This window comes from Nonomuraea sp. NPDC050547, assembly GCF_044457345.1.
In the GTDB taxonomy this organism is placed as follows: Bacteria; Actinomycetota; Actinomycetes; order Streptosporangiales; family Streptosporangiaceae; genus Nonomuraea.
Map to the genome: position 1 here is coordinate 68,591 of NZ_JBITGW010000020.1, position 20,539 is coordinate 89,129.

Genomic DNA, 20,539 nt, shown 5'->3' on the forward strand with positions numbered 1-20,539 from the left:
TCATGCCTTTCCTAGTGTGTGAACGCCTGCAGCTCGGCGGCCCTGATGTGGCCGGCCAGCGGGCTGGCGGTGGTGCAGTCGGTGGCGGAGTTGGGGTCCTGGTCCTGCTCACCGGCGTAGACCGGGTTGCCGGTGCACTGGCTGGACACCGTACGCAGGATGAGGTGGGTGGCCTTCGACGACCGCACCCGGAACGACTCGATCAGCAGGTCGGCGCCGCGCGGGCGGGGCCTGGCCGTCTGGAACGCGTCGGACGGGCTGGTGTAGACCTTGCGGAAGCTCGCCGGGTTGGCGCAGTCGGCCCCGGTGGAGGCGTCGCAGGCCAGGATCTCGAACGAGCGCAGCGCCGAGAAGCGGTTCTGGCCGCCCGGGTCGGCCGGGTCGCCGATGTTCGGCCGGAGCATGGCGCTGACCTGGACCCGGCCCACGCGCACCGGCGCGGTCCCGGCCAGGTCGACGATGACGTTCTTGCCGGCCACGGGGCCGGTCAGCGAGGCCCAGTTCGTGGCCTCCGTCTCGTCGATGAGCTTGGCCTGGTTGACGCCGTCGCCGGAAGCCGTCGCGCCCGCCGCGGCGGAGGCGTGGTTACGGCTCAGCGACAACGGCAGCGGCAGCTTCACACCGGGCGGCACCGGCAGCGAGAAGCGCGTGTGGCCGAAGCCCGGCGCGACCGCCACGAAGTCGTACTTGCCGGGCACGATCTGGAAGGTCTCGTCGATCGCGGTGGCCGGGTCGGTGTCGGCCACCGGAACCACGCGGCCCTCGTAGTCGCCCACGTACAGGCGGACCGCCGCGTCCTTCGCCTCGCCGACCGGCTTCAGCGTGAACGTGGCGTTCTTGGCGTGCGGGGAGACGAAGCTGGGCACCGGGTCGGGGTCGGCGGTGCCGTTGCTGGTGGCGCCGTCACCGAGGCCGTGCTCGGCGAAGGCGTTCCACATGATGTCCTGGTTCTTGCCGTCGAAGCGCAGCCGGTCGGCGGCCAGCATCGCGTCGCGCATGTCGACGTAGCTGAGCGTGCCGACGGCCGTGAGCAGGAACGCGTCGAAGTGGAGCTGGATCCAGCGGCGGTTGCCCGGGCACTTGTCGATGGCCCTGCGGCCTTCGGCGCAGTCGCGCTGGACGCGGGTGGAGGCGTCGCCGTACCTCTTGAGGAAGGCCTTGCGGACGTCGAACTGGGTCGAGGACCAGATCTCGCCGTCGGCGTGCACCTGCTGGCCGACCAGGTCGTAGGCGATGTTGCTGTAGTTCAGGTCCGACTTGGACATGTCGTAGTTGCGGATGCCGCGCTCGGCGTCGCCGGTGGCGTAACCGCCGGTGACGTACGGGGTGTTGCCGCGCGGGCGGAAGCCGTTCTCGTAGAGGTACTCCATCGCGAACAGGTCGGACATGCTCTCGCCCATCGCGCCGGCCTGCGCGCCGCTGAGGCCGGCGTTGGGGCCGGCGACCATGCGGTTGGAGATGGCGTGCGTGTACTCGTGCCCGATGACCGACATGTCGTAGTCACCGTCGACACACGGCGAGTAGAAGGAGCCGGCGATCGGCTGCCACATGTACATGTTCGTGATCGGCGCGACCCCGTCGGGACCGGTGATCTGGTTGGCGTTGTCGCGTACGCTCAGGACCTTCGCGCCCGCCTGGGCGTTGCCCTGCTCGGGGTCGCCGCCGAGGCCGCCGCGGTCGCCGTTGCTGACCTGCATGTTCCACGCGGTCTCGGTGAAGCCGAGCCGGTAGGACCAGTCGTGCATGCGGTTGTGCATCGCGCCCAGGTTCGAGATCGCCGACTCGAGGTCGGCCTCGCCCGGCTGGTCGAGCACGGCCGGGTTGCACGACGCCTTGTACCAGGCGTTCGTCCACGGGTAGACGTACTTGCGGCTCGGCGTCAGAACGTTGCTGCGGGTGCCGACCGTGAACGGGTCGCCGCTGGCGCGGTTCTCGAACGTGCGGGCCGCGTTGCCGAGGCTGGTGTTCGTGGGCGTGTCCGTCGCGTGGTCCACGTCCCACGCCTTGCCGGTGGCCGGGTCGCCGCCGACTACGAGGGCGCAGCCGGGACCGGGAGTGGAGCACCAGCGCTGCCGGTTGTCGGTCGAGGAGTAGTCGGCCGGCGGGTTGGCCGGGAACACCGACCACTCCGGGTCGAACTGGTCGGCCAGGCTCTCGCGCAGCAGGATCGCGCCACTGACGGCATCGACGTGGGTCGTGTAACCGACGTCCTTGCCGATGAGCACGACCTGGAACGCCCGGTGCACGCTCTCACCCGCGGGCACCGCCACCGCGGTGACCTGCTTGGTCGTCGCCGAGGCCACGTCGATCTCGGCGTCCTGGGCGGCGATCTCCAGCGCCCGCTGCTCGGTGATCACGGCCGCGGGAGGCGTGGCCGTGGAGCGTGACAGCGAGGAGGAGGCGTAGACGGCCTTGCCGCCCTGGACGCCGACCACGACCATCCCGTCCGCTCCGGCGGGCAGGTCGCCGAACTTCTGCCGCAGCAGTACGGCGAAGCCCGAGCCGATGGGATTGACCGCCACCTTCTCCAGCGAACCCAGAGCCTCACCGAAGAGCTGCGGGTTGGCCGCCAGATAGGCGCGCGCCGCCTGCTCCGGATCGGATGAGAGCCCCTCGGCCAGCGGCGTGTCGGCCGTGACCACGGAAGCGGTGCCGAGAGCGTTCCAGCGGACGGTCTCCTTGCCGCTTCTCCTGGCCTGGGCGGGCGGACTGACCTCGCCCTTCCTGTTGTCGATGTCCGGCTTGCCGTGGTCGTCGCCGTGTACGGCGGGCGTCGCCGGCGGGGCCTGCTGGGCCTGTTCACCGGAGGCGACGCCCACGCCGGATAAGGCGAGGGCGCCGGCGAGTAAGGCGAGTACCGGGATGCGTCGTCGCATGAAGGTCCTCCTGATCGGGATCAACAGCCAACATCGATCACGATCAGGGGCGACGCCTATACGTAGGACCTACGTAATGCGAATACTTACTCATCCACCACGCCGACGGCAGGCGGACGCCGCCAGCCGCTGGGACGGTTCGCTCATGACCGTTCCGGGACCGGGACGATCTCCGGCGCGCCCAGCCGGATGGCGTCGGCCGCCTGGTCGGAGTCCTGCTCCTGCGACAGGCGCTCGGCCTCGACCCGCTTGGTGTAGTACTCCACCTCGCGCTTGACCTGCTCGTCGTCCCAGCCGAGCGGCCCGGCCAGCAGTTCCGCGGCCTCGTGCGCGACGGCCAGGCCGCGATGGAAGGTCTCGATCGAGATATGGGTACGCCTGGTCAGCACGTCATTGAGGTGTCTGGCGCCCTCGTGGGTGGCGGCGTAGACGATCTCGGCACGCAGGTAGTCGTCGGCGCCGTTGAGCGGGCCGCCCAGCGACGGGTCGTCCTCGATCAGGGCCAGGACCTCGTGGATGAGCGAGCCGTACCGCTGGAGAAGGTGTTCGATCCTGGCCACGTGCAGGCCGGATTCGGCGGCCAGGCGCTGACGGCCGTTCCACAGCGCCTGGTAGCCCTCGGCGCCCACGAGCGGGATGCGGTCGGTGCACGAGCGCGGCACCCGCTGGTCGAGGCCGTGCGCCACGGCGTCGACGGCGTCCTTGGCCATCACCCGGTACGTCGTGTACTTGCCCCCGGCGATCATCACCAGTCCGGGCACCGGGTGGGCGACGACGTGCTCGCGCGACAGCTTGGAGGTCTCCTCCGACTCGCCCGACAGCAGCGGGCGCAGCCCCGCGTACACGCCCTCCACGTCGTCGCGCGTCAGCGGCACCGACAGCACCGCGTTGACGTGGTCGAGCAGGTAGTCGATGTCCACGCGGGAGGCGGCCGGGTGGGCCTTGTCGAGCGTCCACTGGGTGTCGGTGGTGCCGATGATCCAGTGGCGGCCCCACGGGATGACGAAGAGCACCGACTTCTCCGTGCGCAGGATGATGCCGGTGCGCGAGTGGATGCGATCCCTGGGGACGACCAGATGGATGCCCTTGGAGGCGCGTACGTGGATCTGGCCGCGGCCGCCGACGAGCTCCTGGATGTCGTCGGTCCAGACGCCGGTGGCGTTGACCACCTGCTGGGCGCGCACGTCCAGCTCGGCCCCGCTCTCCAGGTCGCGTACCCGGACCCCGGTGACGCGCTCGCCCTCACGCAGGAAGCCGACCACCTGGGCGCGCTGGGCCACGTGCGCGCCGTAGGAGGCGGCCGTGCGCAGCAGCGTCATCACGTAGCGCGCGTCGTCGACCTGCGCGTCCCAGTACTGCACGGCGCCGGTGAACGAGGTCTTCTTCAGCGCCGGCGCCAGGCGCAGCGCGCGGCTGCGCGACAGGTGCCGGTGGCCCGGTACGCCTCTGTTCTGGCCGGAGGCGAGGCCGAGCGTGTCGTACAGGGCCACGCCCGCGCCCACGTAGGGCCGTTCCCACCCGAAATGCGTCATCGGGAACAGGAACGGCACCGGCCGTACCAGGTGCGGCGCGATCCGCTGCAGCAGCAGCGCCCGCTCCTGCAGCGCCTCGCGGACCAGTTCGAAGTTGAGTTGCTCCAGGTAGCGAAGGCCGCCGTGGATCAGCTTCGACGAGCGCGAGGAGGTGCCGGAGGCGAAGTCCCTGGCCTCCACCACGCCGACCCGCAGCCCGCGCGTGATCGCGTCGAGCGCCACGCCGGCGCCCACGACACCGCCGCCGACCACGACGAGATCGAGCTCTCGCTCCGCCATGGCCGCAAGCGCCGCCGTCCGGTCGTCCGGCCCGAGTGCGCCCTTACCCGACATCTGTCCCCCTGCCGCTCGTCCTGGCCGTCGGCTCTCCCTCCGACCCTATTCCCCCCTTCTCCCTGCTTTACGGCGCCGCCTCGTTTCGTGACCTGGTTCCTCCAGGCTTGTCGGCCATGACCACCACCACCTTCACCGCCGACGACGGAACCACCCTGGCCTGCCACGAGCTCGGCCGGGGCGAGCCGCTGGTCTGCCTGCCGGGCGGGCCCATGTCCGCCTCCGGTTACCTCGGCGACCTGGGCGGGCTGTCGGAGGAGCGGCGCCTGGTCATGCTCGATCCGCGCGGCACGGGCGGCTCTGCCGTACCGGAGGACACCTCCACCTACCGTTGCGACCGGCTCGTTCCCGACGTGGAGGCCCTGCGCCGCCACCTCGGTCTGGAACGGCTCGACCTGCTCGCGCACTCCGCCGGCGCCAACCTCGCCGTCCTCTACACCGCCCGCCATCCCGAGCGTGTCCGGTCGCTGACGCTGGTCACACCCAGCGTGTTCGCCGTCGGCCTGATGCCGTCGGGGGCGCGGCGGCGCGAGTTCGCCCTGCTCAGGAAGGACGAGCCCTGGTTCGCCGGCGCCTACGCCGCCCTGGTGAACATCACCGAAGGCCGCGGCGGGCCCGACGACTGGCCGGCCATCGCGCCGTTCTCCTGGGGACGCTGGGACGACGCCGCCCGTGCCCGCGTCGCCGCCGAGGACGCGCTGCGCAACGACGAGGCCGCGCGCGTCTACGGCCAGGACGCCTTCGACCCGCCGGCCACGCGGGCCGCCCTGGGCGATTTCGAGGGGCCGGTGCGCCTGCTGGCCGGCGAGTACGACATGGGAGCCATGCCCGAGGTCGTGCGGGAGATGGCCCGGTTGTTCCCGCGCGGCGTCATGGCCGTCCAGCCAGGCGCGGGGCATTTCCCCTGGCTGGACGACCCTCAGGCGTTCCTCCGGTTCATGCGGGAGTCGTGAGCACCCGCAGCAGGTGTGTCACCTCGCGGGCCACCGCCTCGCGGCCGGCCTTGAGATACTTGCGGGAGTCGACCACCTTCTCGTCGCCGGCCAGGTAGTCGCGGACCGCGCCGGTGAACGCCTTGTTGAGGTGCGTGGCTATGTTGATCTTCTTCATGCCCTGCCGTACCGCCGCGCTCAAGGTCTCGTCGGGCACGCCCGACGAGCCGTGCAGCACCAGCGGGACCGGCACCGCCGCGTGCAGCTCGGCGATCAGGCCCAGGTCGAGGACGGCGTCCTTCGTGGTCATGGCGTGCGAGCTGCCGACCGCGACGGCCAGGGCGTCCACGCCGGTGCGGGCCACGTAGTCGACCGCCTCGTGCGGCTTGGTGCGCGCGCCGGGCGCGTGCACGCCGTCCTTGCCGCCGACCTCGCCGAGCTCGGCCTCCACCCAGACACCCCTCTCATGGCAGTACGCCGCCACCTCGGCCGTGACCCGCACGTTCTCCTCGTCGGGCAGCGCCGAGGCGTCGAACATCACCGACCCGATCCCCAGCTCCACCGCCTCCTCCACCAGGTCACGCCGCGTGGCGTGGTCCAGGTGAACGGCGACGGGCACCTTGGCCAGCTCGGCCACGGCCATCGAGGCGCGGGCGATGGGCGCGAGCGCGCCGTGGTAGCGGACGCAGTTCTCGCTGATCTGCAGGACCACCGGCAGGCCCAGGGCCTCGGCGCCGGCCACGATGGCGGTGGCGTGCTCCAGCTGGATCACGTTGAACGCGCCGACGCCGGCGGGGGAGCTGGCGATGATGTCGCCGATTCCGGCGAGGGGCATGACGGGCTCCTTCAGATCGGGATGTCCCGGCGGGAACCGGGCGTTCGCTGGGTCGTGCGGGTCTGCTGGATCGGGCGGTTCTGCTGGGTTGGGGTTGGGTGGGTGGGGTTAGGAAATGTCGATCTTTGGGTGGATGTCGGTGTAGACGTTGTGGTCGAAGTCGCCTGCCACCGGGGCGGCGACCGCGGCGGCGCCGAGGGCCGCGGCTCTGCGCAGCCGTTCCGGCCAGGCCGCCGCCTCGACCAGGCCCAGTGCCAGCCCGGCCACGAGCGCGTCGCCCGCGCCCGTCGGGTTCCCCTCCACCGTGTACGGCATGCGGGCCCGGAAGTCCCCCTCCGGCGTGACGGCCAGCAGGCCGTCCTTGCCCATGGAGACGACCACCGACTCGGCGCCCCGGGAGCGCAGTGCCTGGGCGCCTTCGGCCGGGGTGCCGCCGGGTACCGCCCTGGCCAGCTCCTCGTGGTTGGGCTTGACGATCGTGGGCCGTCCGGTGGGTGCGTGGCGCAGCGGCTCACCGTCGGCGTCGACGATGGCGGGCACGCCGTGGCGGGCGGCGATCCGGGCCAGCGTGGCGTAGAAGTCGGCAGGCACACCGCGGGGCAGGCTCCCCGAGATCACGACCGCGTCGGCCGCCTTGACCCGCGTCTCATACGACATCACGAAATTTCGCAGCTCTTCGGGCGTCACCTTGGGCCCCGGCTCGTTGAACAACGCCGTCCGGCCCCCGGCGGGCGCCGCCGTACCCGAAAAACCTCCCGCACCCGGCAGATCTCCCGCACCCGACGGATCACCCCCGCCCGAGGGATCTCCCACGCTCGGCAGATCTCCCGCGCTCGACGGATCCTCAGGGTGTGCGGAGATGACCAGTGTGGTGCGGGACTCGCCCGCGATCGGGGTGAAGGCGTGCGCGAGCCCCGCGGAGTCCAGGTCGGACAGGACGGCCTGGCCGGTCGGGCCGCCCGCGAGGCCCACGGCCAGCACGTCGTGACCGAGGGCGGCCAGCACGCGGGCCACGTTGACGCCCTTGCCACCCGCCCGCCGGTGAACCGCCGAGACGCGGTTGACGCCGTCCCAGTCCACGGCCCCGACCCGGTAGGTGGTGTCCAGGGCGGCGTTGAGGGTGACAGTGACGATCATCAGGGCTCCGTGGTCCAGATTCCGCGCCGCATCACGCCCTCCACCTCAAGGTCGGAGGAGAGCACCACCAGGTCGGCGAACTTGCCCGCGGCGATCGTGCCGAGCCGGTCCGACAGTCCGAGCACGCGTGCCGGGGTCGCCGAGGTCACGCTCACCGCCTCGGGCAACGTGAGCCCGGCCATCCGCACCGCGCGCCGGAACGCGACGTCCATGGTGAGCGTGCTGCCCGCGATCGTGCCGTCGGTGGCCAGCCGGGCCTCGCCGCCGGCCACGTTGACGTCCATGGCGCCGAGCTTGTAGACGCCGTCGGACAGGCCGGTGGCCATCATCGCGTCGGTGATGAGCGCGGTACGGCCCGGCCCCGCGACGTCGAAGGCCAGCTTGATCATCGCCGGGTGCACGTGCACCCCGTCGTTGATCAGCTCGACGGTCACCCGCTCGTCCTCCAGCAGCGCGGCGATCGGCCCGGGAGCGCGGTGGCCCAGCGCGGGCATCGCGTTGTACAGGTGGGTGGCGACGCTGCCGCCAGCCTCGATCCCGGCCTGGGTCTGCTCGAACGTCGCGTCGCTGTGCCCGATGGCGGCGATCACGCCGGAGCCGACGGCCTCGCGGATGGTGTCGAGCGCACCGGGCAGTTCCGCGGCGATCGTGACCATGCGCACATGCCCGCGCCCGGCCTTCACCAGCCCGGCGAACTCCCCCGGCGACGGGTCGCGCAGCGCGGCCGGGTCGTGCGCGCCGCAGCGGTCCTTGGAGATGTAGGGACCCTCGAAGTGGATCCCGGCCAGCACCCCGTCGTCACACAGGTCGGCCAGCGAGGCGGCCGCGGCGGCGAGGCCGGCCACAGGCCCGCTGACCAGGCTCGCCACCATCGTGGTGGTGCCGTGCCTCTGGTGCAGGGCGATCGCGTCGCGCGCGGTCTCCTGGTCGCCGGTCGGGAAGGAGCCGCCCGCACCGCCGTGGTTGTGGATGTCCACGAACCCGGGCACGACGTGGCGTCCGCCAAGACTGTGACCGTCACGCGGAGCCGGGCCCTGGCCGACGTGCGTGACCCGGCCGTCCTCGATGGTCAGCCACCCGTCGTGAACCCCCTCGGGGCTCACGATGCGGGCGTCGGAGAGAGTGACGGATGCAGTGATGCTCATGAAGAAAGGATCACAGATCGCGTGAGGTGCAGGGGCTCGTCCGGGTTGAGCCCGCGGGCGAAGGCGCGCGCGACGGCCACGCGCTGGGCGCGGACGAGTTCGGCCATCGGGTCCAGCTCGGACTCGAAGAACCCGCCGCCGGTGGCCTCGACCTGCTCACGCAGTCCTTCCGGGGCGGAGCCGAGCATCCAGGTGACCCGGCCGGGTCCGGCGATGCTGATCGGGCCGTGGCGGTACTCCATGGCCGGGTACGCCTCGGTCCACGACCGGGACGCCTCGCGCATCTTCAGCGCCGCCTCCTGGGCCAGGCCCACCGACCAGCCGGAGCCGAGGAAGCTGAACTGCTCGGCCTCGATCAGTTCGTCGGGCAGCGGCGCGGCGACCGCCTCCGCCACGTCGGCGATCGCCTTCGTGAGGTCCTCGCCGAGGCTCGCGCGGAGCATGGCGAGCTGGGTGGTGGCGAAGCGGGTCTGCACGACGGACTTCTCGTCGGCGTAGTCGAGCACGATCACCTGCTCGGCGGCGCTCATGATCGGGGTGTTCGGGTCGGCGGTGATCGCCGTGGTCCTGGTGTCGCCGAGCTTGCCGAGCAGCTCCAGCACCTCGGTGGTGGTGCCGGAGCGGGTGAGGGCGAGCACGCGGTCGTAGCGGCGGCCGGTGGGCGCCTCGGAGGCGGCGAACGCGTCCGTCTCGCCCAGCCCGGCCCGCTCGCGCAGCGTGGCGTACGCCATCGCGATGAACCAGGAGGTCCCGCAGCCGACGACGGCGACGCGCTCTCCCGGCCGCGGCAGCGCGTCGACGGGAACGTTCTCGACGGCACGGCGCCAGCATTCGGGCTGAGAGGCGATCTCTGCCTCGGTGTGGGTGGTCACCACTTACCTCCCCGGGGGTGATTGTTTCTGCGTTTTTTATACCAGAATGGAGCAGGAAACTGCACTGTTCGCTCTGACCTCCCTGGTTGTGCCACGCTTGCTCCTGACGGATCACCTAGGAGGCAAATCGTGTCCAGGTATGACAGATGGAACGCGATTCTCGAATTGCTCGCCCAGGAGGGCCGTCTCTCCGTAGAGGAAGCCGCCCAGGCGCTCGAGGTCTCCACCGCCACCATCCGCCGCGACTTCGACCAGCTCGCCCAGCAGCAGATGCTCATGCGCACGCGGGGCGGCGCCGTGGCCCAGAGCGTCAGCTACGACCTGCCGCTGCGCTACAAGACCGCCCGGCACGCCGACGAGAAGCACCGCATAGCCGCGGCCGCCGCCGAACTCGTCAACCCCGGCGCCGTCATCGGCCTCAACGGCGGCACCACCACCTCGGAACTGGCCCGCACGCTGGCCACCCGTTCGACGCTGGAGTCGGGCTTCACCATCGTCACCAACGCGCTGAACATCGCCTCGGAACTGACCGTCCGCCAGCACGTCAAGATCGTGGTGACCGGCGGAGTGGCCCGCCAGCAGTCCTACGAACTCATCGGCCCGCTGGCCGGAGGCGTCCTCGACCAGGTCACCCTCGACGCGGCGTTCCTCGGCGTGGACGCGCTCGACGCCGAACTCGGCGCCTCGGCCCACCACGAGGGCGAGGCCAGCGTCAACCACCTGCTCGTCAGCCGCGCCGCCCAGGTGGTGGTGGTCGCCGACTCCTCCAAGATCGGCAAGCGCGCCTTCGCCCGCATCTGCCCCCTGTCCGAGATCGACACCCTCGTCACCGACGAACAACTCTCCGACGCCCTCTTCGACCAACTCTCCGAAGCGGGCGTCAAGGTGATCCGCGCCTGATTCCGGCTTTCCTCTCAATCGCCTCTCCGTCGGTCCGCCGCCCTGTCCGGGCGCCCATCCGTTACGGCAAGCCGCCCCGCCCCCACCCGCCGTCGTGCGCGGGCCCCGATCGTGGGGGTCGCTTCTCACGTCGGACGTGGTCCCCACCGCAACGGCCCACGTCGGCCCCTCAAGGCCCGGCTCCTTGGCCGGGCCCTGGCCCCTGAAACCGGCCCACCCATGCCCGGACACACCCGCGCTTGCCCGGCGGCGTCCCGCGGTTACCCGGCTGTAACCGGGCGCGGGGCATTCTGGGACACCATGCGGGTGCTGATGGTCGAGGACCACGAGGAGCTGGCCCTGACGGTCGCCGCCGGGCTGCGGCGCGAGGGCATGGCCGTGGACGTCGTCTTCGACGGCCACGCGGCGCTGGAACGCGCGGCGGCCAACGCCTATGACGTGGTCGTCCTGGATCGCGACCTGCCCGGCGTACACGGGGACGAGGTCTGCAGGGCGCTCGCCGCCGGCGGCCGCCCGGCGCGGGTGCTCATGCTGACCGCGGCGGGAACGATCTCCGACCGCGTCACCGGCCTGGACATCGGCGCCGACGACTACCTGCCGAAGCCGTTCGCCTTCGCCGAGCTGGTCGCCCGGGTACGCGCGCTGGCCAGGCGGGCGCTGCCCGCGCTGCCGCCGGTGCTGGTTCGCGGCGGGCTCAGGCTGGATCCGTCCACCCGGGTCGCCACCCGCGACGGACGCCGGCTGACGTTGAGCCCGAAGGAGTTCGCGGTGCTGGAGCTGCTGCTGGCCGCGCAGGGCGCGGTGGTCTCGGCTGAGCAGTTGCTGGAGCGCGGCTGGGACGAGTTCGCCGACCCGTTCACGCAGACCGTGAAGGTGACGATCAGCCGTCTGCGCCGCAAACTCGGCGACCCGCCGCTGATCGAAACCATCCCCCAGGCCGGATACCGCATAGGAGGATCTCTCAGCCCATGAAGACCGTGCGGTTCCGCCTGACCGCGCTCTACAGCGGCCTGTTCGTGCTGGCCGGGGCGCTCCTGGTCGTGCTCACCTATCTCCTGGTCGAGCACTCCCCCTTCCCCGGCCCACCGGCCGCCCCCGTCCTGCCGGGCGGCGGCGCCTCGACGGCGGTGACCGTCCGCGAACCCGCGCTGGGCGCCCTCCGGGACCCGGCCGTGTCCAGGCGCCTGCTGGTCAACTCGCTGATCGCGCTGGGCGCCATGGCCGTGGCCTCCCTCTGGCTGGGGTGGCTGGTCGCCGGGCGGGCGTTGCGGCCGCTGGGCGTGATGACCGCGACGGTACGCCGCATCACCGCCGACCGGCTGGATCGCCGCCTGTCGGCGACCGGGCCCGACGACGAGCTCAGGGAGCTGGCCGACACCTTCGACGAGCTTCTCGACCGGCTCGACGCGGCCTTCACCGCGCAGCGCCGCTTCGTGGCCAACGCCTCGCACGAGCTGCGCACGCCGCTGACCCTTCAGCGGGCGATGGCCGAGGTGGCACTGGCCGATCCGGACGCCGACGTGGTGGCGCTGCGGGCCGTACTGGAAAGGCTGCTGGCCGCGGGCCGGCACCAGGAGCGGCTCATCGAGGCGCTCCTGACTCTGGCCCGCGGCCAGCAAGGGCTCGGCCGGCGGGAGCCGCTCGACCTGGCCGCGGTCGCCGAGCCGTTCCTGGACCATGCGGGCGTTCGCGCGACCCTGGCTCCCGCGCCGGTCTCCGGTGACCGCGCCCTCCTGGAACGCCTGGTCGCGAACCTGGTCGACAACGCCGTGACGTACAGCGGGCCGGGCGGCCTGATCGCGGTGGAGACCGGCGCGAACGACGCCACGGCCACCCTCCGCGTCGCGAACTCCGGCGCGGTGATCCCGCCCGAGCAGGTTCCGATGTTGGTGCAGCCGTTCCGGCGCCTGGAGCCGGGGCGGCGGGCCTCGGGCGACGGCCTCGGGCTCGGCCTGTCGATCGTGGCCGCCATCGTCGAGGCCCACCAGGGCACGCTCGACCTCAGCGCGCCGCCCGAGGGCGGCCTGAGCGTGGGCGTCACCCTGCCACGCCGTCCTTGAGGCGTTCGTGCGCCTCGTCCCAACCGGCGGGGGCGGCGGCCGTCCAGAACTCGAACGCCGATGCCGCCATTCCGCTCTTGTACGCCTGGACGATGCCGCGGTGCGGTTGCGCCCCGGCGTACGCGCCGAGCGCCGCGCGGTCCGTCCACGCCGACAACGTCCAGAAGGTCTTCCTGAACGGCGCCGCCTTCAACGTGGCCCCCACCGCCCCCGCGCTACGCCGGGCCTGCAGCAACATCCGCATCGCCTGGAACAGGAACCCGGGCACCTGGGCCAGGCTCTTCAGCTCGAATCGGGACGCCATCACCTGTACGTCGCCCGTGTGACCGGCAGCGGGTCCCGGCACCCATGGAGTCATCATGCATTAGATAGTAGCACTATCTAATAAGATGTCAACGGCCGATCAGACGCTCCACCAGCACGTCGACCAGCTCGTGCACCTCCTGCTCCGAGAAGAGGCCGGGCAGCGTCAGCCGTTCCATGATCAGCCAGTTGAGCGCGAGCATCAGCGTCACCACCGTGGCGGAGTCGCCCGGCAGGCCGGAGGCGACGTGATTGGCGATGTTCTGGTCGACGTCAGCGCGGATGCGCTTGGTGACGACCTCCCGCAGCTCCGGGCGGCGCGTGGACTCCAGGCGCAGTTCGAGCAGGGCCAGGAAGCCGGTGTTGAAGGCCATGACCCGGGCGACCAGTTCGTGCATGAGCCGGGCGAAGTGCGCACGATCCTGATCCCCCACGTCCAGCTGGGCCATGGTCTCGTCGTCGGGCAGCAGCCGCTCGTAGATGCGGCCACCGGCCTGGGTCAGGAGGTCGTCGCGGCTGGTGAAGTAGTTGGACGCGGTGCCCGTCGGCACCTCGGCCGCCGCGTCGACCGCGCGGAACGTCAGCCCGCGCGCCCCCTCCTTGGCCAGCACCTCGATGGCGGCGTCGACCAACGCCTGCCGCCGCTCCGGGTTCTTCCGCACTTGACACCACTCCACCTGTAGTACTACGTTGAAACCACTTCAAACAGAGTACTACATACGGAGTTAAGAATGCGAAAGCTTGTCTACTACGTCGGCGTCTCCATCGACGGCTACATCGCCGGCCCCTCCAACCAGTGGGACTTCTACCCCGTCTCCGACCAGATGTCGGCCTGGATCAACGCCCGCTACCCCGAGACCCTGCCCACGCACGTACGCGCGCACGTCGGCCTCGAAGGCACGCCCAACCAGCGCTTCGACACCCTCGTGATGGGCCGCGGCACCTACGACCCCGCCCTGGAGATCAATGTCACCAGCCCGTACGCCCACATGCGCCAGTACGTCGTCTCCACCACCCTGGGAAAGATCGACGACCCCACCGTCGACCTGGTCACCGAGGACCCCGTCGGGCTGGTCAGGCGCCTCAAGGCCGAGAACACCGGCATGGACGTCTGGCTGGCCGGCGGCGGCAAGATGGCGGCCAGCGTGCTCCCGGAGATCGACGAGCTGATCATCAAGAGCTACCCGGTCGTGGCCGGCGACGGCGTGGCGGCCTTCTCCGGCGGCTTCGACCCGACGCTGTTCACGCCCACCCACCGCGAGAGCTTCGACAACGGGGCCCAGGTCACCTGGTTCACCCGTGGCTAGCCGTACACGGAAAAGGACCCGCACCCCGAGGGGGCGGGTCCTTCGTGTCGCGGACGTCAGCGCTGCACCGGCGCGACCACGACCTCCACGCGCTGGAACTCCTTGATGTCGGAGTAGCCGGTCGAGGCCATCGTGCGCTTCAGCGCGCCCATGAGGTTCATCGAGCCGTCGGCCACGCTGGAGGGCCCGTGGAGGATCTGCTCCAGCGTGCCCACCGTGCCGAACTCCACCCGGCGCCCGCGCGGCAGGTCGGGGTGGTGGGCCTCCGAGCCCCAGTGGAACCCGTGGCCCGGCGCCTCGGCCGCCCTGGCCAGCGGCGAACCGACCATGACCGCGTCGGCGCCGCAGGCGATCGCCTTGGCGATGTCCCCGGAGGTGCCCATGCCGCCGTCGGCGATCACGTGCACGTACCGGCCGCCGGACTCGTCCATGTAGTCCCGGCGGGCGGCGGCCACGTCGGAGATGGCCGTGGCCATCGGCACCGCCACGCCCAGCACGTTGCGGGTGGTGTGGGAGGCGCCGCCGCCGAAGCCGACCAGCACGCCGGCCGCGCCCGTGCGCATGAGGTGCAGCGCCGCCGTGTGCGTGGCGCAGCCACCGACGATCACCGGGACGTCGAGCTCGTAGATGAACTGCTTGAGGTTGAGCGGTTCGGCCTTGCCCGAGACGTGCTCGGCCGAGACGGTGGTGCCGCGGATGACGAAGATGTCGACGCCCGCGTCGATGACCGTCTTGTGGTACTGCACGGTGCGCTGCGGCGACAGGCGCACGGCGGCGGTGACGCCGGAGGCGCGGATCTCCTCGATGCGCCGGCCGATCAGCTCTTCCTTGATCGGCGCCGCGTAGATCTCCTGGAGCCGCTTGGTGGCCGCGGCGGAGTCGAGCGCGGCGCACTCCTCCAGCAGCGGCGACGGGTCCTCGTAACGCGTCCAGAGCCCTTCGAGGTCGAGCGGCGCCAGGCCGCCGAGGCGGCCGATCTCGATCGCGGTCGCCGGCGAGACGACGCTGTCCATGGGCGCGACCACGACAGGCAGCTCGAACCGGTAAGCGTCGATCTGCCAGGCGATCGAGACCTCTTCCGGGTCACGGGTACGCCGCGAGGGCACGAGGCCGATCTCGTCGAGCGCGTACGCCCGGCGGCCCGTCTTGCCCCGGCCGATCTCCACCTGAGTCATGTTTTACCTTCTGTGGTAGTTGGGAGCCTCAACGGTCATCTGGATGTCGTGCGGGTGGCTCTCCTTGAGGCCCGCCGCGGTGATCGGCATGAGCTCGCAGTCGGAGTGCATCTGCGCGATCGTGCGGCATCCTGAGTACCACATACCCTGGCGCAAACCGCCCACCAGCTGGTGGGCCACCGCCGAGACCGGGCCGCGGTAGGGCACCTGTCCCTCGATGCCCTCGGGGATGTATTTGTCCTCGCCGCCGACGTCCGCCTGCGCGTAGCGGTCCTTGCTGAAGGACATGCCGCCGCGCTCGCGGTTGCGGACCGCGCCGAGCGAACCCATGCCGCGGTAGGACTTGAACTGCTTGCCGTTGATGAAGATCAGCTCGCCCGGGGACTCCTCACACCCGGCGAGGAGCGAACCCAGCATGACCGAGTCGGCGCCCGCCGCGATGGCCTTGCTGATGTCGCCCGAGTACTGCAGGCCGCCGTCGCCGATCACCGGCACACCCGCGGGACCGCAGGCGAGCGAGGCCTGATGGATGGCGGTGACCTGCGGCGCGCCCACACCGGCCACGACGCGGGTGGTGCAGATCGAGCCGGGGCCCACGCCCACCTTGACCGCGTCGGCGCCCGCGTCGACGAGCATCTGCGCGCCCGCCCTGGTGGCGATGTTGCCGCCGATCACGTCGACCTTGCTGTTGGCCTTGACCGTGGCGATCATGTCGGCCAGTCCCTTGGAGTGACCGTGGGCCACGTCCACGACGACGACGTCGACACCGGCCTCGATCAGCGCCTTGACCCGCAGTTCGGCGTCGGGGCCCACGCCCACCGCCGCGCCCACGACCAGGCGGCCGCCCGCGTCCTTGGTGGCCAGCGGGTACTGCTCGCTCTTGGTGAAGTCCTTGACCGTGATGAGCCCGCGCAGCCGTCCGCCGCCGTCGATCAGCGGCAGCTTCTCGATCTTGTTGCTGCGCAGGAGCGAGAAGGCGTCGTCACGCGACACGCCCACCGGCGCCGTCACCAGCGGCATCGGCGTCATGACCTCGCGCACCGGGCGGCTCTGGTCGGTCTCGAAGCGCATGTCACGGTTGGTGACGATGCCGACGAGGATGCCGTCGCGGTCGGTGACGGGCACGCCCGAGATCCGGTACGTGGCGCACAGCCTCTCGACGTCGGCCAGCGTGTCGTCCGGCGTACAGGTGACCGGATTCGTCACCATCCCCGCCTCCGACCGCTTGACCAGGTCGACCTGCTGGGCCTGCTCCTCGATCGACAGGTTGCGGTGCAGGATGCCGATGCCGCCCTGCCGGGCCATGGCCACCGCCATGCGCGCTTCGGTCACCGTGTCCATGGCCGCGGAGACCAGCGGGATGGCGAGCGTGATGTTGCGCGACAGCTGTGTGACGGTCTCCGCCTCCCCCGGTTGGAGATCCGAATACCCCGGCACGAGCAGCACGTCATCGAAGGTCAACCCCGTTTGGGTGAATTTGGACATGCTGCGGCCCCCTCCTGCCAATGCGCTGATGCGACAAGTTTAGGGCCTGCCTGCAAACGGAACCGCGCGGGTCCGCAAGATGGGGGTGAGAATGCGCCGGGGGGACGATGACCCCCACGGACCGCCGTCTCCCCGGCGCCCCCGGAGAGGCACAAAAGTGCCGGAGGAACCGGCCGGTCGGTGATCCGCCCGGTTCCTCCGGCCACCGGCATCTGGTCGGACGCGCTCTACGCCACCGAACCCCCCTCCGCGTCCTGATGGCCGCGTCGCCCGACCCTTGATGCCGACGCTGGGTTAAGCCTGCGTTACTCATGGGCACACCGCAATGTGAAAACGTGCAATTGCACGAAGTTGCACCCCCGCCGAAGGAGTCAGAGCAACACCCGGACAGAGGTCTGGTGCCGGGTTATTCTCGCCGCACGCCCGTGTCCCCCCTACGGAGCCCCCCACATGCGTAACGAGCCCGCCACCGTTTCCGATCCACTCGAGACGCTGGGCCTCGACCCGGCACAGACCGCGCTGTACACCGCGGTCCTACGCCTGCACCGCGCCACGCTGGCCGAGCTCGCCGAGGCCATGGACGGCCCGGCCGACAGGGTCGGCAGGCAGCTCGAGGACCTCGTCCGGCTGGGCGTGGTGGACGAGCGGTCCGGCGAGTACCTCGCCCGGCACCCGGCCGCCGCCCTCGGCCGGCTGATCGCCGAGCGGCTGGACCGGCTGGCCGAGGAGAGCCGGCGCATCGACTCCGCCCTGGGCTCGATCCGCGGCCTCATCCACGACTACGACGCCGGCCGCCACTACCAGAGCGGCCCCTTTCCGGTCGAACTGGTCAGTGGGGCCGACGTGCTCTACGAGAGCGTGGTCGGCATGGCCGTACAGGCTCCTCCGCTGGAGTTGCTGATCGCCATCCCCGACGAACGCACGATGACCGACTTCGTCCGCAAGTTCGCCGACCCCTGGATCGACGCCCAGCGGCGCCGCCTGCTCAGCATGCGCGCGGTGATCCCGGTGGCGACCCTGACGCTGCCAGGTGTCCGCGACCAGCTCACGCGCCTGCTGGAGTCCGGCGGAAGGGTCCGCACGCTCGACCGGGTACCCAGCTGGTTCATGACCGCGGGACCCGAAGCCGCCGGCCTGCCCGCTCTGTGGGGCGGCGGCCTGCCCGACCACGCCTACAACTTCTACCTCGTCCGCGCGAACATCGTCGTCGGCGTCCTGCGCTCGCTCTTCGAGGAGCTGTGGAGCCGCTCCGTCCCCCTGCCGTGGGGGCGGCGGGGCGACGGCATGGTCCAGGTGCTGCGGCTGGCCGCGCAGGGCATGTGCGACGACTCGATCGCCCGCCAGCTCGGCGTCTCGGTCCGCACCGTCCGCGCCCGCTTCGCCGACGCGATGGCCGAACTGGGGGCACAGTCCCGCTTCCACGCCGGGGTCGAAGCCTCCCGCCGCGGCTGGCTCGGCTGACCCGGCCTTTCCGGTACGCCCCGCGCCGCCGGCAGGCACGCCGTCCGAGGGACCGGAGGTGTCGACGGACCTGAGCGTGGTCGGCGCTTTGGCAGGGGGTTTGCCGGTGTTTCGGGAGCTGTGGTCCCGGGGTGAATGCGGCACAAGTGGTCGGTGCGGTGCTTATTAGTGCCCAGGCTGCGTTAGGTCACTATGGTGGAAAGGTGCTGGAAGACGTCCCCCGCGACCCGTTCGCGGACGATCCGAACGATCCTTCCTCGGCCATGGGCGAATTCGACGACCCGGAGCCGCTGACGGCGGCCGAGCGCGACGAGGCCATCACCGACCTGGCCGACGTGGAAGTCTTTCGCTCGCTGCTGGAGCCCCAGGGCGTCCTCGGACTGGTCCTCGACTGCCCGGAATGCGGCGAACAGCACTTCTTCGACTGGGAGCTGCTCCGCGGCAACCTCCGCCAGATGATCGACAAGGGCCGGCCGCAGGTACACGAGCCCGCGTTCCACCCCGACCCCGCCGACTACGTGACCTGGGAGTACGCGAGGGGCTACGTCGACGGCGTCATGGACACCGAAGAGCGCCGCTGATCGTCGAGGTCGTGCCGCAAGGCCGCGAGCAGCCGTAGCGCCGGATCCGTCGCGTCAGGCTGGTACCCGAGCGCCAGAGCATCCAGAAACGCGTCGGTCTGCTCCTCGGCCGTCAATCCCCCGAGTTCCCACTCCCCGGCCACCGGCCCAGAGGAATCCCCCGCGTCGGCCACCGCCCCGCAGGCCACGACCACAGGCCCGGCCGGCTCGGGCAGCCCAGAAGGACATACCGGCAAGCCCCCGGACACAGGATCGTCCGAGAGCTTGGGTGAGCCGTCAGCCGCCGCGCGGGCCGAGCCGCCGGATGACGGATCGGCCGGGACGTGGGACGACGGGCCGGTCGAGCTCGGGGGCGTCCGGTCGCCGTACGCGGCCGCGCCCTCCACGTGTTCCTCCGGCGTCAAGCCGACTCCAGCTCGGCCATCTGCCGCAACCTGGCCAGCGCCCGATGCTGGGCGACGCGGACCGCTCCTGGTGACATGCCGAGTACATTACCGGTCTCTTCGGCCGACAGTCCTGACACCACCCGCAGCAGCAGGAGTTCGCGCTGGTTGGCGGGCAGCCGGGCCAGCAGCCTGCGCGCGTGCTCGACCTCGATGTAGCGGACCACGGTCTCTTCCGGCCCCGGGCCCTCGTCGGGCCCGTCAGGAAGATCCTGCGTGGGTACGGCGGAGCGCACCGAACTCCGCAAGGCGTCGGCCACCTTGTGCGAGGCGATGCCGAAGACGAAGGAGGCGAAGGGCCGGCCCATGTCCCGGTAGCGCGGCAGTGCGGACAGCACCGCGATGCAGACCTCCTGGGCCACGTCATCTGCAATGTGATATTGCCCAGAAACCCGGCCCAGCCGGGCGCGGCAATAGCGCACCACCATCGGCCGCAACTCGCCGAGCAGGGATTCGATCGCAGAACGATCGCCCGCAACGGCGAGGCTCGTCAGTTCTCTTAGGTCGGAGTCATCCGTCCGTGCCGGAAGTCTCGACGCGAGCCTTACCCCAATTTTGGCGTCGGCGACGCTTCCCTCGCTCACGTTAGGCATGATGCCCGCCCTGGTCCGGCCTGTCGTCATGGCGAACGGCTACGGATTGGTCACATTGAAGAGACGATAACTACCCGTAATCGGACGACCACACTAAGCCTTTCTATGGAGTCGGAATATTTCACCCGATTCCCCGAAATGCGCGAAAATTGTCACGGGCGCGAGACGCTTTACTCCATAGGTTGGTTTACCGCAATAACCCAACTTTCCACATCTGGACATCCACCGGTCGCCGCCTCTACGCATGAGATCGCCCACCGGACCTCATGCGCTACATACGCCTCATGCTTATAAGAACTCATATACAGGCATGAACCACCCAGACGGGCACGATACGCGCGTAACGGCGGCCAGCCCCGCATCACCGGAGGAGCGTCACCCTGGACGGAGCCCGGCCCTGTGCGACGGGTGGGGGTAGGGCGGCTGGGCCGTAGCGGAAGGGCCGCAGAACACGCCCCAGCCCCGCCAGGGGCGCCCCCAGCACGGACGCCCACCCCGAGAACCCGCCCTTCACCCCGAACGACCGGCCCCACCACCGACGCACCCCTCGAAACGGACGTCAACCCTCG

19 protein-coding genes are annotated in these 20,539 nt (G+C 70.8%); 7 read left to right on the plus strand and 12 right to left on the minus strand.

Annotation, left to right across the window (positions count from 1 at the left end):
• Positions 1-11: 11 nt before the first annotated feature.
• Both ACIBHY_RS41090 and ACIBHY_RS41095 read right to left on the minus strand, forming a co-directional pair.
• The gene (locus ACIBHY_RS41090) at positions 12-2,876 is read right to left on the minus strand and encodes a M36 family metallopeptidase (RefSeq protein WP_397309577.1); all 2,865 of its coding nucleotides are present in this window, start codon (positions 2,874-2,876) and stop codon (positions 12-14) included.
• Positions 2,877-3,019: 143 nt separating this feature from the next.
• Positions 3,020-4,741: a glycerol-3-phosphate dehydrogenase/oxidase gene (locus tag ACIBHY_RS41095; RefSeq protein ID WP_397256638.1), complete on the minus strand. Its 1,722-nt coding sequence runs from the start codon at positions 4,739-4,741 to the stop codon at positions 3,020-3,022.
• Positions 4,742-4,857: 116 nt separating this feature from the next.
• Here ACIBHY_RS41095 and ACIBHY_RS41100 point away from each other — a divergent pair, with 116 nt between their 5' ends.
• Positions 4,858-5,694, plus strand: coding sequence for an alpha/beta fold hydrolase (locus ACIBHY_RS41100; RefSeq protein WP_397256640.1), 837 nt, complete (start codon positions 4,858-4,860; stop codon positions 5,692-5,694).
• Here the strand turns inward: ACIBHY_RS41100 and ACIBHY_RS41105 are convergent.
• The 4 genes from ACIBHY_RS41105 to ACIBHY_RS41120 all read right to left on the minus strand — a co-directional run bounded on the left by ACIBHY_RS41105 (position 5,678) and on the right by ACIBHY_RS41120 (position 9,662).
• On the minus strand, positions 5,678-6,508 hold the full coding sequence (locus ACIBHY_RS41105; protein ID WP_397256642.1) for a ketose-bisphosphate aldolase: 831 nt from the start codon (positions 6,506-6,508) through the stop codon (positions 5,678-5,680). The genes ACIBHY_RS41100 and ACIBHY_RS41105 overlap by 17 nt on opposite strands.
• 108 nt (positions 6,509-6,616) lie before the next feature.
• On the minus strand, positions 6,617-7,645 hold the full coding sequence (locus tag ACIBHY_RS41110; RefSeq protein WP_397309578.1) for a 1-phosphofructokinase family hexose kinase: 1,029 nt from the start codon (positions 7,643-7,645) through the stop codon (positions 6,617-6,619).
• Positions 7,645-8,790 carry an N-acetylglucosamine-6-phosphate deacetylase gene (gene nagA / locus ACIBHY_RS41115; protein ID WP_397256646.1) on the minus strand — a complete coding sequence of 382 codons (1,146 nt, stop codon included), beginning with the start codon at positions 8,788-8,790 and terminating at the stop codon, positions 7,645-7,647. The genes ACIBHY_RS41110 and nagA overlap by 1 nt, the downstream gene beginning before the upstream one ends.
• Positions 8,787-9,662 carry an SIS domain-containing protein gene (locus ACIBHY_RS41120; protein ID WP_397256648.1) on the minus strand — a complete coding sequence of 292 codons (876 nt, stop codon included), beginning with the start codon at positions 9,660-9,662 and terminating at the stop codon, positions 8,787-8,789. Before ACIBHY_RS41120 ends, nagA begins: the two co-directional genes overlap by 4 nt.
• Positions 9,663-9,791: 129 nt before the next feature.
• Here ACIBHY_RS41120 and ACIBHY_RS41125 point away from each other — a divergent pair, with 129 nt between their 5' ends.
• From ACIBHY_RS41125 to ACIBHY_RS41135, 3 genes are all read left to right on the plus strand, one after another.
• Positions 9,792-10,562 carry a DeoR/GlpR family DNA-binding transcription regulator gene (locus ACIBHY_RS41125; protein WP_397093501.1) on the plus strand — a complete coding sequence of 257 codons (771 nt, stop codon included), beginning with the start codon at positions 9,792-9,794 and terminating at the stop codon, positions 10,560-10,562.
• A 300-nt stretch (positions 10,563-10,862) separates the two neighbouring features.
• Positions 10,863-11,534: a response regulator transcription factor gene (locus tag ACIBHY_RS41130; protein ID WP_397256650.1), complete on the plus strand. Its 672-nt coding sequence runs from the start codon at positions 10,863-10,865 to the stop codon at positions 11,532-11,534.
• Positions 11,531-12,622 (plus strand): sensor histidine kinase, encoded by a 1,092-nt coding sequence (locus ACIBHY_RS41135; RefSeq protein WP_397309579.1) that lies wholly within the window; start codon positions 11,531-11,533, stop codon positions 12,620-12,622. The genes ACIBHY_RS41130 and ACIBHY_RS41135 overlap by 4 nt, the downstream gene beginning before the upstream one ends.
• On the opposite strand, the gene ACIBHY_RS41140 is transcribed toward ACIBHY_RS41135, so the two are convergent.
• Both ACIBHY_RS41140 and ACIBHY_RS41145 read right to left on the minus strand, forming a co-directional pair.
• Positions 12,600-12,983 (minus strand): hypothetical protein, encoded by a 384-nt coding sequence (locus ACIBHY_RS41140; RefSeq protein WP_397256654.1) that lies wholly within the window; start codon positions 12,981-12,983, stop codon positions 12,600-12,602. The genes ACIBHY_RS41135 and ACIBHY_RS41140 overlap by 23 nt on opposite strands.
• 31 nt (positions 12,984-13,014) lie before the next feature.
• Entirely contained in the window at positions 13,015-13,587 is a 573-nt protein-coding gene (locus ACIBHY_RS41145) for a TetR/AcrR family transcriptional regulator (protein WP_397309580.1), read from the minus strand.
• 69 nt (positions 13,588-13,656) lie between these two features.
• Here ACIBHY_RS41145 and ACIBHY_RS41150 point away from each other — a divergent pair, with 69 nt between their 5' ends.
• The gene (locus ACIBHY_RS41150) at positions 13,657-14,232 is read left to right on the plus strand and encodes a dihydrofolate reductase family protein (RefSeq protein ID WP_397309581.1); all 576 of its coding nucleotides are present in this window, start codon (positions 13,657-13,659) and stop codon (positions 14,230-14,232) included.
• 56 nt (positions 14,233-14,288) lie between these two features.
• Here ACIBHY_RS41150 and ACIBHY_RS41155 read toward each other — a convergent pair whose 3' ends face one another.
• Both ACIBHY_RS41155 and guaB read right to left on the minus strand, forming a co-directional pair.
• Positions 14,289-15,407, minus strand: a complete 1,119-nt coding sequence (locus ACIBHY_RS41155) for a GuaB3 family IMP dehydrogenase-related protein (RefSeq protein WP_379614429.1) — start codon at positions 15,405-15,407, stop codon at positions 14,289-14,291.
• Positions 15,408-15,410: 3 nt separating this feature from the next.
• Positions 15,411-16,892: an IMP dehydrogenase gene (gene guaB / locus ACIBHY_RS41160; protein WP_397256660.1), complete on the minus strand. Its 1,482-nt coding sequence runs from the start codon at positions 16,890-16,892 to the stop codon at positions 15,411-15,413.
• Between the two features lie 450 nt (positions 16,893-17,342).
• On the opposite strand from guaB, the gene ACIBHY_RS41165 reads away from it, so the two are divergent.
• Positions 17,343-18,353, plus strand: coding sequence for a LuxR C-terminal-related transcriptional regulator (locus tag ACIBHY_RS41165; RefSeq protein ID WP_397309582.1), 1,011 nt, complete (start codon positions 17,343-17,345; stop codon positions 18,351-18,353).
• A gap of 203 nt (positions 18,354-18,556) precedes the next feature.
• Positions 18,557-18,934 (plus strand): DUF5319 domain-containing protein, encoded by a 378-nt coding sequence (locus ACIBHY_RS41170; protein ID WP_379614437.1) that lies wholly within the window; start codon positions 18,557-18,559, stop codon positions 18,932-18,934.
• Here the strand turns inward: ACIBHY_RS41170 and ACIBHY_RS41175 are convergent.
• Together ACIBHY_RS41175 and ACIBHY_RS41180 are read right to left on the minus strand one after the other, a co-directional pair.
• Positions 18,895-19,338 carry a hypothetical protein gene (locus tag ACIBHY_RS41175; protein ID WP_397256663.1) on the minus strand — a complete coding sequence of 148 codons (444 nt, stop codon included), beginning with the start codon at positions 19,336-19,338 and terminating at the stop codon, positions 18,895-18,897. The two genes, ACIBHY_RS41170 and ACIBHY_RS41175, sit on opposite strands and share 40 nt — an antisense overlap.
• Complete coding sequence (locus tag ACIBHY_RS41180) at positions 19,335-19,970, minus strand: sigma-70 family RNA polymerase sigma factor (RefSeq protein WP_184958018.1); 636 nt, start codon at positions 19,968-19,970, stop codon at positions 19,335-19,337. Before ACIBHY_RS41180 ends, ACIBHY_RS41175 begins: the two co-directional genes overlap by 4 nt.
• Between the last annotated feature and the right edge of the window lie 569 nt (positions 19,971-20,539).

Coding starts and splice junctions, on each gene's coding strand:
- ACIBHY_RS41090 (WP_397309577.1), bottom strand. CDS start 2,876: ATGCGACGACGCATCCCGGTACTCGCCTTACTCGCCGGCGCCCTCGCC.
- ACIBHY_RS41095 (WP_397256638.1), bottom strand. CDS start 4,741: ATGTCGGGTAAGGGCGCACTCGGGCCGGACGACCGGACGGCGGCGCTT.
- ACIBHY_RS41100 (WP_397256640.1), top strand. CDS start 4,858: ATGACCACCACCACCTTCACCGCCGACGACGGAACCACCCTGGCCTGC.
- ACIBHY_RS41105 (WP_397256642.1), bottom strand. CDS start 6,508: ATGCCCCTCGCCGGAATCGGCGACATCATCGCCAGCTCCCCCGCCGGC.
- ACIBHY_RS41110 (WP_397309578.1), bottom strand. CDS start 7,645: ATGATCGTCACTGTCACCCTCAACGCCGCCCTGGACACCACCTACCGG.
- nagA (WP_397256646.1), bottom strand. CDS start 8,790: ATGAGCATCACTGCATCCGTCACTCTCTCCGACGCCCGCATCGTGAGC.
- ACIBHY_RS41130 (WP_397256650.1), top strand. CDS start 10,863: ATGCGGGTGCTGATGGTCGAGGACCACGAGGAGCTGGCCCTGACGGTC.
- ACIBHY_RS41135 (WP_397309579.1), top strand. CDS start 11,531: ATGAAGACCGTGCGGTTCCGCCTGACCGCGCTCTACAGCGGCCTGTTC.
- ACIBHY_RS41140 (WP_397256654.1), bottom strand. CDS start 12,983: ATGATGACTCCATGGGTGCCGGGACCCGCTGCCGGTCACACGGGCGAC.
- ACIBHY_RS41150 (WP_397309581.1), top strand. CDS start 13,657: ATGCGAAAGCTTGTCTACTACGTCGGCGTCTCCATCGACGGCTACATC.
- ACIBHY_RS41155 (WP_379614429.1), bottom strand. CDS start 15,407: ATGACTCAGGTGGAGATCGGCCGGGGCAAGACGGGCCGCCGGGCGTAC.
- guaB (WP_397256660.1), bottom strand. CDS start 16,892: ATGTCCAAATTCACCCAAACGGGGTTGACCTTCGATGACGTGCTGCTC.
- ACIBHY_RS41165 (WP_397309582.1), top strand. CDS start 17,343: ATGCGTAACGAGCCCGCCACCGTTTCCGATCCACTCGAGACGCTGGGC.
- ACIBHY_RS41180 (WP_184958018.1), bottom strand. CDS start 19,970: ATGCCTAACGTGAGCGAGGGAAGCGTCGCCGACGCCAAAATTGGGGTA.